Annotated in this window: 10 protein-coding genes; 4 read left to right on the top strand and 6 right to left on the bottom strand. The window is 65.4% G+C overall.

Going from position 1 to position 14,009, the window contains the following annotated elements:
• Nucleotides 1–57 precede the first annotated feature (57 nt).
• Nucleotides 58–2,841 carry a hypothetical protein gene (locus ACYVG8_RS11525; RefSeq protein ID WP_460745845.1) on the top strand — a complete coding sequence of 928 codons (2,784 nt, stop codon included), beginning with the start codon at nt 58–60 and terminating at the stop codon, nt 2,839–2,841.
• Nucleotides 2,842–2,894: 53 nt separating this feature from the next.
• Here ACYVG8_RS11525 and bioF read toward each other — a convergent pair whose 3' ends face one another.
• A complete protein-coding gene (bioF, locus tag ACYVG8_RS11520; RefSeq protein WP_028498645.1) occupies nt 2,895–4,040 on the bottom strand; it encodes an 8-amino-7-oxononanoate synthase in 1,146 nt (381 codons plus the stop codon).
• Between the two features lies 1 nt (nt 4,041).
• A complete protein-coding gene (gene bioB / locus ACYVG8_RS11515; RefSeq protein WP_036385495.1) occupies nt 4,042–5,052 on the bottom strand; it encodes a biotin synthase BioB in 1,011 nt (336 codons plus the stop codon).
• A gap of 49 nt (nt 5,053–5,101) precedes the next feature.
• Between bioB and ACYVG8_RS11510 the strand changes: the two genes are divergently transcribed.
• The 3 genes from ACYVG8_RS11510 (at nt 5,102) to ACYVG8_RS11500 (ending at nt 7,609) form a co-directional block, all read left to right on the top strand.
• A complete protein-coding gene (locus ACYVG8_RS11510; RefSeq protein WP_107888940.1) occupies nt 5,102–5,890 on the top strand; it encodes a ComF family protein in 789 nt (262 codons plus the stop codon).
• A gap of 82 nt (nt 5,891–5,972) precedes the next feature.
• A complete protein-coding gene (locus tag ACYVG8_RS11505; protein WP_107888941.1) occupies nt 5,973–6,437 on the top strand; it encodes a tRNA (cytidine(34)-2'-O)-methyltransferase in 465 nt (154 codons plus the stop codon).
• A 203-nt stretch (nt 6,438–6,640) separates the two neighbouring features.
• Nucleotides 6,641–7,609 carry a septal ring lytic transglycosylase RlpA family protein gene (locus ACYVG8_RS11500; protein ID WP_028498648.1) on the top strand — a complete coding sequence of 323 codons (969 nt, stop codon included), beginning with the start codon at nt 6,641–6,643 and terminating at the stop codon, nt 7,607–7,609.
• Between the two features lie 66 nt (nt 7,610–7,675).
• Here the strand turns inward: ACYVG8_RS11500 and ACYVG8_RS11495 are convergent, their stop codons facing one another.
• From ACYVG8_RS11495 to ACYVG8_RS11480, 4 genes are read right to left on the bottom strand one after another with little or no spacing between them, the layout of a single operon-like run.
• On the bottom strand, nt 7,676–9,757 hold the full coding sequence (locus tag ACYVG8_RS11495) for a peptidase domain-containing ABC transporter (RefSeq protein ID WP_233495172.1): 2,082 nt from the start codon (nt 9,755–9,757) through the stop codon (nt 7,676–7,678).
• A gap of 5 nt (nt 9,758–9,762) precedes the next feature.
• Nucleotides 9,763–11,004: an HlyD family secretion protein gene (locus ACYVG8_RS11490; protein WP_107888943.1), complete on the bottom strand. Its 1,242-nt coding sequence runs from the start codon at nt 11,002–11,004 to the stop codon at nt 9,763–9,765.
• A gap of 3 nt (nt 11,005–11,007) precedes the next feature.
• A complete protein-coding gene (locus ACYVG8_RS11485) occupies nt 11,008–12,873 on the bottom strand; it encodes an alpha/beta hydrolase family protein (RefSeq protein WP_460745842.1) in 1,866 nt (621 codons plus the stop codon).
• Between the two features lie 15 nt (nt 12,874–12,888).
• Nucleotides 12,889–13,992 (bottom strand): hypothetical protein, encoded by a 1,104-nt coding sequence (locus ACYVG8_RS11480; RefSeq protein ID WP_146745003.1) that lies wholly within the window; start codon nt 13,990–13,992, stop codon nt 12,889–12,891.
• Nucleotides 13,993–14,009 lie beyond the last annotated feature (17 nt).

The raw sequence follows: 14,009 nt of genomic DNA, 5'->3' as shown, positions 1-14,009 counted from the left end.
ACACCGGTAGGGTTTGTCGGCAACCTCGTTTAATATCCCCTGTCATTGACCGATCAATTGACCGACGACATCACTGCCGCCGCAACGACCCTGCCTCCTATGAATGCCGCCGAGCTAGCCGAACGCCTGTCCCGCCCCGCCCCCCGCTTCCTGATCGCGCTCGACGTGCCGCCCGAATCGCGCGCGCAGCTGGCGGCCGATCAGCAGCACCAGTTCGAACGCGGCCTGCTGCTGTGGGGACGAACCGGCCACCAGCAGGCAATGGATCTGATGCGCGAAACACTGGCCGTGCTCGGTAGCCTGCAGCGCGATCCGGTCGCCAGACAATTCTGCTGGCTGGCCGAAGGCGCGCTGGAATCGTGCAAGGACCGGTCGCCGGCCACGCGCGAAATTCTCAATGCCCTGTCGCAGCAGGTGCGCAGCCTGGCGACGCAGACTTTTACCCTGCCCGAGGCGCTGGCCCTGTCGCTATGGCAGCGCATCAGCGTAACCGGCGGTGGCGAAACGGCCGCGGCCCTGCGCCGCCACCTGAATGCACCGGCGCCGGCCGCACCGGCCATCCCGACGCTGAACCCGGTCGATGCCATCCCGACTGTCGACGACGCGATACCGCCACCATCCGGGGGGCCGGCCATCCCGACGCTGGACCCGGTCGATACCATCCCGACTGTCGACGACGCGATACCGCCACCATCCGGGGTGTCGGCCATCCCGACGCTGGACCCGGTCGATGCCATCCCGACCATCGACGATATCGCTCCTCCACAGCCCGATGCCGATATCCCCGACCTGTCCCTGGACTGGGCCGTTCCGGATGCAGGGACAGACGCGCCGGTTCATGAGCGGCTCGAGTCGGTGCGCTGGGTTGCACCGTCCAGCAGCTATGCGCTGCCGACCCGGATGGAAGTTCCCCCGCTATTGCCGATCAACGAGCCGGCAGCGGCCATCCCCGAACTGTCCATTGGCGACGCACTGCCAGCCACCGATGCCGCGCCGACCGCCGATATCCCCGAGCTGTCCATCGGCGATGCACTCCCGGCCACCGACGCTGCGCCGGCAGCCGACATTCCCGAGCTGTCCATCGGCGATGCACTCCCGGCCACCAACGCTGCGCCGGCAGCCGATATTCCCGAGCTGTCCATCGGCGATGCACTCCCGGCCACCGACGCTGCGCCGGCAGCCGACATTCCCGAGCTGTCCATCGGCGATGCACTCCCGACCGCCGACACCGCGCCGGAAACCGGTATCCCGGAACTGACGATCGGTGACGCACTCCCGCCCACCGACGCTGCGCCGGCAGCCGATATTCCCGAACTGTCCATCGGCGATGCACTCCCGGCCGCCGACGCTGCGCCGACCGCCGATATTCCTGAACTGTCCATCGGCGATGCACTCCCGGCCGCCAGCGCCGCGCCAGCAGCCGACATTCCCGAACTGTCCGTCGGCGATGCACTCCCGGCCGCCGACACCGCGCCGGAAACCGGTATCCCGGAACTGACGATCGGTGACGCACTCCCGCCCACCGATGACGCGCCGACAGCAGCCATCCCCGAACTGTCCATCGGCGATGCACTGCCAGCCACCGATATCCCCGAACTGTCGATCGGCGATGAATGCCCGGCCGCCGACGCCGCGCCGGAAACCGGTATCCCCGAGTCGCCGCGACCTGTACCCGCCCCGCTGCCGGAGCTGCCGCTGATCGCCAGCGCCCCGTTTGCCGCACCGCGCCAGGCGCTGTCGATCGAGCCTCACCCGCAGGCCGCCGTCTTCGCCGCACTGGCCGCCGCCTTGCAGTCGAACTGGCAGCGGATCGCCAATGGCAGCACCTCGCACTTCAATCTGTTCCGCGACGCGCTGGTCACCCTGAATGACGGATTGCCGTCCCTCGGCACCCCGGCGCTGGCCAGGCTGGCCAGCGCGCTGCTGACGCATGCCGATGAGTTGCCGGTCTGCGGCCCCGCGGCCGACGAGGGCGAACGGGTTGCCGAAGCGCTCGACAACCTGACTGACTGTCTGAAGCGCTGGCCGAAACTGGGGGAGGACGATATCGAGGCGCTGGAAGCGCATCAGCGCGCGCTGACCGAGATGCCACAGGCCGGAACCCCGTTGCCGGAAGGCGAGCTGCAGCAGCTGGCTGCCGACATGCAATCGCTGTCGGCCACGCCGGCCGACCCGGTTCCGGCGCCACCTCCCGCTCCAGCCTCGATTTCGCTTGCCGAGGTGCCACACCTGTATGCAGCGCCCACCGATGCCGACGTACCGAGCAACGCGGCCATCGAGCGCGCCGCGCTGGGCGTCGCCGCTCAGGCGCACCTGACCGAACTGATCCATGGCCGCTCGCGCGCCTCTGCCGGCGGCGGCATCGACAACGACATGGTCCAGGCCGCCCAGGCACTGGCCGCCGAGGCCGAAGCGGCCGGCGAAACCGCACTGGGCTCGCTGGCTGCCGCCTTCGCCGCCGCCCTCGATGCCAGCCGCTTCCACCCGGAACCGGTACTGGAAATCGGCGCCGACATCATTGCCGTGCTGGTCGACATGATTGGCAGCGTGCAGCGTGGCGAACCGGTCGAAGGCGCCGAAGATCTGGTCGAGGTACTGGTCGAACTGACGCCGAAGGCGCCCCCGTCACTGTCGCTGCCAGAGGAACCGGCGGCGGGAGCAGAACAGGAACAGGAGCCGGTTCCCGCACCGGCCGCTTCGCCGGCGCCGGCCTTCGAGTTGCCGGACCTGAGCTTCGACGAGGAAGTGATGCCGCCATCCGCCATGGAACCGGAACCCGAGCCGGACACGCCGTGGCCGGACGAAATGCCCGACCTTGGTGACGACCTGACGCCACGCTGAGCCCAGATAAGACGAAGTGGAGAGCGCCGCGCCGGCGCTCTCCCTCGCAGTGATCAGCTCAAGCCGTCCAGCAACGCCTCGACATCGGCCGCGCTGTGTGCGGCGGATAGCGACACCCGCAAGCGTGCGCTGCCCACCGGCACCGTCGGCGGGCGGATCGCCGGCACCCAGATGCCGCGTTCCCGCAGCCGTGCGGCCGCAGCCAGTGCCGCGGCGTCGTCGCCGCACGGAAATGGCTGGATCGCGGTGCGGGACGGCAGCAGCGCCAGGCCGCGGGCAGCGGCACCCTCTCGCAGCTGCACGATGCGCGCCTCAAGGTCGGCACGGCGTTCATCGGCCTGACCGACCACATCGAGCATCACCGTCAGCGCGTGGGCCAGCGATGGCGGACAGGCCGTGGTGAAAATTGCCGTGCGCGCACTGTTGACCAGCCAGTCGATCACCGTGGCCGTGCCCGCCACGGCCGCCCCGGCCAGACCGGCCGCCTTGCCGAAGGTGGCCAGTTGCACCAGATTCGGACTGTCCAGCCCCGCGGCAGCCAGGCTGCCGCGACCACCGTCACCGAGTACGCCGAAGCCGTGTGCATCGTCGACATACAGCCACGCATCGTAGCGCTCGGCCAGCGCAAGCAGGTCGGCCAGCGGCGCCAGATCGCCATCCATGCTGTAGACGGCATCGACGGCGATCAGCCGCGCGCCGCCGGGATGGGCCGCCAGCCGGCTTTCCAGCCCGTCGAGGTCATTGTGGCGAAAACGCACGTGTTCGGCGCCGGACAGACGGCAGCCGTCGATCAGTGACGCATGGGCGAGCCGGTCGGAAAACACCGTGTCGCCGCGCCCGACCAGCGCACCGACCACACCGGTATTGGCCTGATAGCCGCTTGAGAACAGCAGGGCAGCCTCGCGGCCGACAAAATCGGCAAAGTGCCGCTCGAACCGGTCATGCGCCGCCAGGTGTCCGGTCAGCAGATGGGATGATCCGCTGCCGGCGCCAAAGCGGCGCGCCCCGTCGGCCAGTGCGTCGATCAATCGCGCGTCACTGGCCAGGCCCAGATAGTCGTTGCTGGCGAACGTCAGGTACGTTCGGCCATCCACCACGATATGCGGCCCCTGCGGGCTGTCGACCCGGGGACGCCGGCGACGGCGGTAACGCGCGTCGAGGTCGGCCAGGCGGTCGGCCAGTTCGGCAGGACGCGGCACGTCAGCAGCCAGCTTCCGGCTGCTGGTACGGGTACAGGTCCAGCTTGGCCATCAGTTCGGCGTCGTGGTCGGCTTCCGGGTTGCCGGTGGTCAGCAGCTTGTCACCATAGAAGATGGAATTGGCCCCGGCCATGAAGCACATGGCCTGCATCGCTTCCGGCATCTGCTGGCGGCCAGCCGACAGGCGCACGAAGCTGGTCGGCATGGTGATGCGCGCCACGGCGATGGTGCGCACGAATTCGGTCCAGTCCAGTTCTTCGGCATCGGCCAGCGGCGTACCCTCGACCTTGACCAGCTGGTTGATCGGCACCGACTCCGGCTGCGGATCGAGGTTGGCCAGACTGGCGATCAGGCCGGCGCGTTCCTTGCGCGTTTCGTTCAGGCCGACGATGCCGCCGCAGCAGACCTTGAGCCCCGCTCCCCGCACCTTGCCCAGCGTATCCATGCGGTCGTCGAAGCCGCGGGTATGAATGATGTCTTCGTAGTGTTCGGGCGAGGTATCAAGGTTGTGGTTGTAGTAGTCGAGGCCCGATTCCTTCAGCTGTTCGGCCATGCCCGGCTTCAGCAGACCGAAGGTGCCACAGGTTTCCATGCCGAGCGATTTGACCGCGCTGATGATTTCGCTGACCTTGTCCACATCCTTCTGTTTCGGGCCGCGCCAGGCCGCCCCCATGCAGAAACGGCTGGCGCCGCGCGCCTTGGCCAGCCGGGCCTTTTCCAGCACTTCTTCGACATCCAGCAGCTTCTGGCTCTGCACACCGGTATCGAAACGGGCCGACTGCGGACAGTAGCCGCAGTCTTCCGGGCAGCCGCCGGTCTTGATCGACAGCAGGGTCGACAGCTGGATCGCGCGCGGATCGAACAGGCGACGGTGCACTTCTGCGGCGCGATGGACCAGGTCGAGGAATGGCGTTTCGAACAGGGCCTCGACCTTGCACACACTCCAGTATTCAAGTTGGGGATGCGGCGTGGCGGGCTGCTGGAATTCCAGCGGACGGGACGGTGTGTTCATGGCGGATACTTGCTCGTGTCGTTGTCTGACGGAATGGGGGTCATCGTCGATGAAGCACATCACGCTGTCAAACTGGCTGCGCCATTTTCTGAACAACTGTGTAAATTTTGAACAGATTTGCATCTTTTGTGCTGCCAGCGCCCGCAATCCGGTCTGCGCCCCCTGCCTGAACGCGCTGCTGCGGCCGCCGTCTCCGGCCTGCCCGCACTGCGCCGCCCCGTCGCCCGCGGCCTTGCCATGCCCGCGCTGCCTGCGCCATCCCCCGGCCTTTGCCCGGCTGACGGCCGGCTGGACGCTGGCGTTCCCGCTCGACGCCTTGCTGTACCGCTGCAAATACGGTCATGACCTTGCCAGCGTGGCCGCACTGGCCGAACTGGCGGTACAGGGCCTGTCCGGACGGGTCGCCCCGGTCGATGCGGTGATCCCCATGCCCCTGCACCCGGCCCGACAGGCGCAAAGAGGCTTCAACCAGAGCCAGGAAATGGTCCGTCCGCTTGCCCGCCGGCTGCAGATTCCCGTCATCGACCGGCAACTGTTGCGGATCAGAGACACTTCGGCCCAGGCCGGGCTGACACTGGCCGCGAGACGGCGGAATCCTCGCGGAGCCTTCGCCGTCAACGGCCGGCTGGACGGACTCGTCCTCGCCCTGTTCGACGACGTCGTCACCAGCGGTGCGACCCTGTCGGCGGCAACCCGCGCCTTGTTGCGCGCCGGTGCCGCCCGTGTCGACGGCTGGGTGCTGGCGCGCACGCCGGGCGCCAGCGAGGCCGCTGCGGAAACCGCCTACCACCAAATCGGCGCCAACGGTGAAAATCCATTGCCGACGACCCGGCCGTGACCCTCGCGCGCCCCGTTTTTGCCGTGCCGGCAGGGGGGCTGGCTTGACCAAGCCCTTGATGCGCTTGCACAATCTTTTCCACATGTTCGCCGTCGTCCTCTTTGAGCCGGAAATTCCACCGAATACCGGCAACGTCATCCGCCTCTGTGCCAACACCGGTTGCGAGCTGCATCTGGTCGAGCCACTGGGCTTTCCGCTGGACGATGCCCGCATGCGTCGCGCCGGGCTCGACTACCACGAGTACGCGACAATGACCGTTCACCGCGACTGGGACGCCTGCCGACAGGCGCTGTCCGGTCGCCGCATGTTTGCCATGACCACCAGGGCGAACCGTCGCCCCGATGCCGTTGCGCTCGAGGCCGATGACGTGTTCGTGTTTGGTCCGGAATCCCGCGGCTTGCCCGATCCGGTGCTGGCGGGATTTGCCGAAGACAGGTGCTTGCGACTGCCCATGCGGGCAGGGCAACGCAGCCTGAACCTATCAAACGCCGTCGCGGTGACGGTGTTCGAAGCCTGGCGGCAGCACGGATTTTCCGGCGCCGCCTGACACGTCCCCGCCCGACGCGGGCGGCGGGTCAATGACGGGTTGCAGTGCAGCATTTTGCCTGCCGTTCGTCCAGTAACGCTTGTGGCGGGCCGCTGGCCTCGCCTATCAAGCCATTCATGTCCTCGGGTTACAGAAAGAGCATTAGCGACATCCCGTTCCCATCAACCTTGCGCACCCCGCGCAACAGCATAAGGAAAGTGCCGATGAAGCCTTTACGATGGCTGTGGCTCGCGCTGCTGAGCACGCTGATATTTGCCGGCTGTTCTACATCGTCGGCACCGAACAACAAGACCGCTTCCGCCGGCAAGTACGCCGGCAAGAAGTTCATCCCCGCCAAGAAGGGCGGCGGTTACTACCTAGACGACGGTCCCGGCGACCTGGTCCCGGCCAACCTCGACAGCATCCCCGACGCCATTCCGGTGGATGAACCCAACCATCGCTGGGCCAACCGTCCGTACGCCGCCCTCGGCGTCAACTACACACCGGACACCAGCAACAAACCGTACCAGGCCAGCGGCACCGCCTCGTGGTACGGCAAGAAGTTCCACGGCAAGCGGACCTCGTCCGGTGAAGCCTACGACATGTTCGCCATGACCGGCGCGCATCCGACCCTGCCCATTCCCAGCTTTGTCCGCGTCACCAACAAGCGCAACGGCAAGACCGTTGTGGTGCGGATCAATGATCGCGGCCCGTTCCACAAGGGACGCCTGATCGACCTGTCATATGCGGCCGCCTACAAGCTCGGCTACGTCGACACCGGCAGCGCCAGTGTCAGCGTCGAACGCGTATGGCCGGACGACCGGGTGAACAGCACGACCCGCCTGGCCGCCAACGATCTGCCGAAGCCGGCTGATGCCCGTCCGTTCGCCTCGGCGCTGATGCCGGTGTCGCGTCCGGCGACCATCGCCAACGATACCGTCGCCACCACGACCCGCAAGTCGATGGACTCGGCCGGTATCTGGCTGCAACTGGGTGCCTTCGGCAGCCAGGCCAATGCCGAAGCGCAGCGTACCCGGCTGCAGGCGATGATCAATGACGAGAACCAGGAAGGCGATCTGGAGATCGTGGACCGTGACGGCCTGTACCGGGTCCGCCTCGGCCCGTTCGTCAGCCCGGCCCGCGCCCGCGAAGTCGCACAGGCGCTGAAGGTCCAGACGGTGGTGATGCGCTGACCCCCCGGGTGCAGCAAGACAGGCATGACAGACATGGCCCCAGGCTCGAAAAGCCGGGGCCATGTTTCATGGTGATTCGAGAATAACGACACGTTCGGCCATGGCGAGGGTTTCCGGCCGGTGAGCCACCAGGATGCGGGTCATGTCGATGCCGCGCAAGGCGGTGTTGACCCGTCGTTCGTTTTCCACGTCCAGATGGCTGGTCGCCTCATCCAGCACCAGCAATCTGGGCTGCTTGTACAGGGCCCGAGCCAATAGCACGCGCTGCTTCTGTCCGCCGGACAGACCGGTTCCGATATCGCCGACCAGCGTGTGGTAATTCATCGGCATGGCCATGATGTCTTCATGGATCGCTGCCCGTTCGGCGCATTGCCGGATGCGCCCGGGGTCCGGCTGGGGGTCGAAAAAGCAGATATTGTCGCCAATCGAGCCGGCGAACAGCGAGTCATCCTGCATGACTGTCCCCAGCAGCTGACGGTAATTGTTCAGACCCAACCGTCCGAGCGGAATGCCTCCGACCAGAATCTCGCCTTCGGTGGGCTCAAGCAGACCCAGAATCAGCTTCAGCAAGGTGGTCTTGCCGCAGCCCGAGGCACCGGTAATGGCCAGGCATTGACCGGCGGGAATGTGCAGATTGATGTTTCTCAGCACATAAGGCTCAGTGTCGGCGTAGCGAAACCCCAGACGACGGATCTCCAGCGTCATCGGCAGCCGGGCCAGGTCGGTTTCCATCCCGTTCCGCTCCGGCTCCGGCTCAGTCAGCACGATATCCGCCACGCGTTCGCCATGAAGGCGCAGCAGGCGCAGTTCGAACAGCGTGTCGATCAGCGCAGCCATGCGCTGGCTGAACTGGTCCTTGTAGCTGAGGAAAGCGAACAGCATGCCGGCGGAAAAACGGTTGTCCATCACCGCCAGCGCGGCCAGCCAGACCACGACCACCCGCTCCGCACCGAACAGCAAGGTGCTGGCGGTCTGACACGAGACCGACAGCCGGGCGACGCGCAGGTCGGCATTGAATTGTTCGGCCAGGATATTCATCCAGCCAATGCGACGCACTTCCTGACGATGAAACAGCCGCAGGCTTTGCACGCCGCGAGCCGATTCAATGAAATGGGTATTTTGCCGGGCCGCATGGAGCACCTGTTCGGCGGTGGCATCCCTCAGCGCACGGAAGAGGACCAGGCGCAGCAACACATACAGCGCGACGGCGATCAGGCTCACCATGGCCAGACCGGCGCTGTACATCCCCATGATCCCCAGCGTGACGATGACCAGCAGACCGTCGAGCAGGGTTTCCACGAGCTGCGTCGTCAGGCTTTGCTGGATGTGCTGGATGGAGCTGAAACGCGAGACGATGTCGCCAAGATGACGCTTTTCGAACCACGGCAGCGGTAGACGCAGCAAGTGGGCAAACGCATTGCCCAGCCACTGGAAGTGGAGGCTGGTGGCCAGCACCGTGGTCACCCAGCTGCGGACCCCGCCAATGGCGGTCTGCAGCAGTACCAGCAACAGAAAGCCCGAGCCCAGCACGGTCAGCAGGTCGCGGTCCGACGAGACCAGCACCTCGTCAACCACCCATTGCAGATAGAACGGCAGCACCAGCGCGCACACCTGCAACGCCAGCCCCAGCAGCAGCATCTGCCCGAGCCCACATCCGAGTCCCTCTATCCGCCCCATCAGCGAGCGCAGGGTAAACGACCGTTTTGCTTCTACTTTCCGGAATGCCGACCCCGGCGCCAGCTCCAGCGCCACGCCGGTGAACTGCCGGGAAACTGCAGCCAGGGACAGCCGGCGTTCACCGACGGCCGGATCGTGGATCCGCGCCTGCCCGCGCCCCACCGCCTTCAGCACCACAAAATGGTTCATGTTCCAGTGCAGCACGCACGGCAGCTTCAGGTACGGCAGACCGGCCATCTCCAGCGTCAGGGGACGCGCCTGAAAACCCAGCCCTGCAGCCATAGCCAATAACCCTTTCAGCGTGACGCCCTTCAGGGATACCGGAAAACGGCGGCGCAGGCTGAGCAGGTCCAGCGTCATCCCCCAGAAGCCGGCCACCATGGCCAGGCAGGCCAGCCCGCACTCCGCGGCTTCGGTCTGCAGCACCACGGGAAGGCGCCGGCGCGGCCAGAAGGCGAGCCGAAGCGGCACGCGCATCACATCCGCCCATGAAAGCTGTAGAGCGGCGCCAGCACCCATTCATGGAGCTTTCGCCGTTCGAGCAACAGGCTCGCCTCCAGCCTCATGCCCGGCCGCAGCGCTTCCGGCCGGCCATATGCGGTCACGTGCTGCCGGGCCAGCGTCACACGGATGCGATAGCGCGGCTCATCCTGCTCGCCACGGTCCAGTGGCGCCCTCCCGCTGATCGGGCTGTGCGAGACCTCGCGCACCATGCCGCGAAACTGGCCGAATTTCTGATGGGGATAGGCCTGATAGCGAATCAGTACGACCATGCCCGGTCTGACGAAGCCTGCCGCATGCGAGGGCGCATACAGCTCCGCCTCCAGCCGCGAGTCCCGTGGCAGCAGCCAGGCGAGCGACTGCTCCGCCGCCACGACCTGGCCCGCTTGCGCCGTCATGCCGCTGACCCTGCCGGTATGTGGCGCACGCACCAGCAGTCGCCGCCGCGCCTCGTTCTCGGTCAGGTCCTGCTCCACGCCATCCGCCTGCCGCTGCACGGCAGCCGCATCGCGTCGCGCCTGTATGACCGTATCATCCAGATCGGCCCGCACGGTATCCCGCTCGCGCAGCACAGACGCGCGGATACGTTGCAAGTCACTGAGCCGGGCCTGCTGGTCTATCCATCCCGATTCCGCATCCTGCACACCCGCGGCGGAAATGAAACCGGCCAGCAGCAGTTCGCGGCTGCGCGCCACGGACTGCCCGGCCAGATCAACACGGCGGCGCAGCAAGGCGATCTGCGCATCGATTCGACGGAGCTCGTGCGTCAACTCGCTCACCCGCCGCCGCAGGGCCGTGTGCTTCTGCATCGCCTGCCGATCGAGCCACTGCCGTTCCCGGACCAGACTGTCGCGTCGCGCAGTCAGCAGCTCGGTCATCGCCACCCCGGCTTCTCCCCGGGTAGCGCTGGTCCGGTCATTGCCCAGCACGAACAGCACATCCCCTTCCGCCACCTCCTGTCCTTCCCGCACCCGAACTTCCATGACCCTGCCGGACTGTGCCGGCAGCACCCCGATCAACCCGTCGCGCGGCAGCAGCACCCCGCCGACCTGAACCTTGCGCGTGGTGGAAAACCCGGCCAGAAACAGCCCGATCGACACGGCGATGGCGACAAACAGCCCGGTCAGCCAGGCAAAACTCACTGGCCGCGCCAGCACGATACGTCCGTACTGTCGTGTGTCATCGTGGACGAGGACCGCGGCGCGGAAGAGTCGCATGGCCTACAGGAACTGCAGAAACCACCGGACCGTATGGTCGCGCTCGGTTATCTGGTTTTTCTTGCCGGAGACGCTGTGCCCCTCTCCCGGGAAGCTCAACAGACCCGCGTCCTTGCCGAGCCCGACCAGGGTCCGGAAGGCCTCCAGCGATTCCGTATACGGCACGTTGCCATCGTTCTCGCCATGAATGAACAGAATCGGTGCCTCGACAGACGCAAACCGGTAGCAGGGCGACAGCGCTTTCAGCATGTCCCGCTCGGTGTCTGGATCGCCATATTCGCGCCTGGAGATCTCTTTTATGTAGACCGCCGTCCGCTCGAAAAAGGTCAGGAAATTGCTGATCCCGCAGATGCTGACTCCGGCGGCAAAGTACTCAGGGAAGGCGGCCAGGCCAGCCAGCGTCATATAACCGCCATAGGATTCCCCCATGATGCCGAGTCGGCCCGGCAGGCCAATTTCATGCGCCAGCATCAGCTCGGCACAATTGCCGATATCCAGAAGCGCATCCCGACGCAGCGCACCATTGTCGAGTTCACTGAAGTGGCGGCCCCGTCCAGTCGAGCCCCTGACATTGGGTGCAAACACGGAAATGCCGGCCGCCAGCAGCGTCTGGAACAGCGGTCTGAATTCGGCGCGTTCATGCGTTTCGGGCCCGCCGTGAAAATACAGCACGACCCGCGGCGCCTGGCCCTCCGCCGGCGGCGCACGGTACAGCCAGCCGGACAGCAGCAGCCCATCGTGGGCACTGAATTCAACGAATTCAGGCTCCTGCATCACGAAACCAGCAAGGGCGGCATTCGGATTTTCAGGCCCCTGCACCCGTAACATGAGATCCCTCACTTCGATGGAGGCCGGTCGCGAGGCACGCTCGGCGCACACGGCAATCCGTGCCGCCTGGCTTGCGACAGACAGGCCCGGGATACTGGCGAATTCGCGCGAGCCCAGCGACTTGAGCACCGGCCCCACCATGCTGACCGTCTCTAGCGCATCCGAACGGGCAGACGTCCAGCGCATGACCGCCGCCGTTCCTTGCCCCAGCGGGGCAAACCAGCTCAGATCCGCGTCGTCCCTCGCATACAGCGGTGTTGGCAGCACCGGCTGCGCGGTACCGACCTGAATCGTGCCCAGATAATGGCGGTCAGCCCCGAGATTGCTGACCACATGGATGTATTTCCCGCATCCCGAATAGTGGGCAAAGACCACTTCCGCCTCAGGTTCAAGCGGCGTCAGCAGCCTCGCTTGTCGCGTCGCAAGAACGACCTCGTACAAATGCACCTGACCACGCTGGGGACAATGGATGACTAATACCCGCTTGCCATCGCGAGAAGCGTCAGCCAGTCGGCTACCCCCAGGCGCGGCAAACAGAATACTCCATGCCCCATCATCTTCAATCACATAAAGCCCGCAGGTCATTTTCGCAAAGCCGTCTGTCCAGACCACGAGCTGGCTGCTGGTATCCAACCAGCCGGCCACCCTGCAGATTGCGTCCTGACTGGTCTGAACCGACTGTATCTGCCGAGTGGCCAGATCCATGACGAGGACAGACTCATGAATCATGCCGCCCGGCGACACACCCAAAGCCAGGTACCGGCCATCCGGAGAAGGGTACTGCGCGAACAGGGAGGCGTCCTGCCGGATCAGCACGGTTTCCAGGCCGCGGGCCACCTCCCTGGCAATCAGGGACGCCCCGGCGTCCTCTCTCCGGAGATGGAACAGCGTCTGCCCATCGGGCGACAGACCCGGGCACAAGGGTTCCGGCTGATTGACCAGACACTCAAGCAGCCTGGCCAGCGTGTCGGGCAGCGCCTGCAACTGCCGACCGCGGCCATGAGCTTCGTATCGGGGGGCGCTACGGATCGATGTGGTCATGCAAACCTCCATCACTCACGACTGGCGCAGGCTTGCCGCCGCCGTCGCCGGTAAAAGACCCTCATGATTCCGGGTCGTCCGCAGGGTATGCCGCAAGGCATCCCTGAATTCGTGGCAGGCCAGCGTGTCCGGGAAAGACCGGATACGATCCAGCCATGCCCCGTCATTCCCGGTCAGAAACGCGCAAAAGCGGCGCAACACATTGCGACCCGGCAAGGCCTGGTCAAGCCAGAGGAACTGCCCGGCCTGGTTGACCTCAAGAAAGAACACCATGCCCGACCGGTCCACGGCCAGGTCGATGCAGGCGAACTCGAGCTCCATGGCCAACATCAAGGCCCGGCACGGGCGTTCCAGCTTGCGCGGCAACGCAAGCCACGCCGCCGTCGTGGTGTCCAGATGCAGATCCGACACGTCCGGATTGCCGCTGCGCGCTATCCGGGCGGCAAGCAGTTCGCGACCCAGTACGGTGACCCGGATCTCGTAATCAATATCGATTTTTCGCTGAAACACGTAAGGCATGGCCTGTAGCCGCTGCACATTTTCAAGATGCGATTCCAGTAAGGCTTCGGCATGCAGGGCGCGAATGCCACCATTGTGCATTTCCCTCCATTCAGGCAATAGTGGCTTCGCCACCACCTGCCCGGCATATTGATGAAAGAAAGCAGTGATTCGCGACGGGCTATTTGAAATCAGGGTGGGTGCCAGCCGGAATCCGCATTGCCTTGCGATCCGGAGTTGCAGCGGCTTGTATTCGGCCCGGCGCCAGCTTGCAAAAGGATTGACCCAGCGGGCGGACGGCAGCAAGTCCGGTAGATATTCAAGAAACCAGCGGCTCTGCCTGGCCGCCGCTTCCACATCCGCGGGATGCAGATGATTCGCCATGGCCGGGGCGGCAAGCCGCCGGTTCCAGATCACGTCGAAGGCATGATGCAATGCCTCTGCCTCGCCGATTTCCAGCCTCGCCTCCTGCGCATCAATACGGTACGTCACTGTCTGGAAGGCAGGAAACTCGGACGGATACCAGATTTCAACCTGGTGGCCGGCCAGTTTGAGCGAAAAGGACACCGCTGCCGCATGCAGATCCAGCGGGTGGGAAATAATCAGAATTTTCTTTGCCATAATGAGAAAACCCCACG

The organism is Microvirgula curvata (assembly GCF_054781615.1).
Note: the sequence above shows the minus strand (reverse complement) of the source record. Positions and strands in the feature narration are given on the sequence as shown.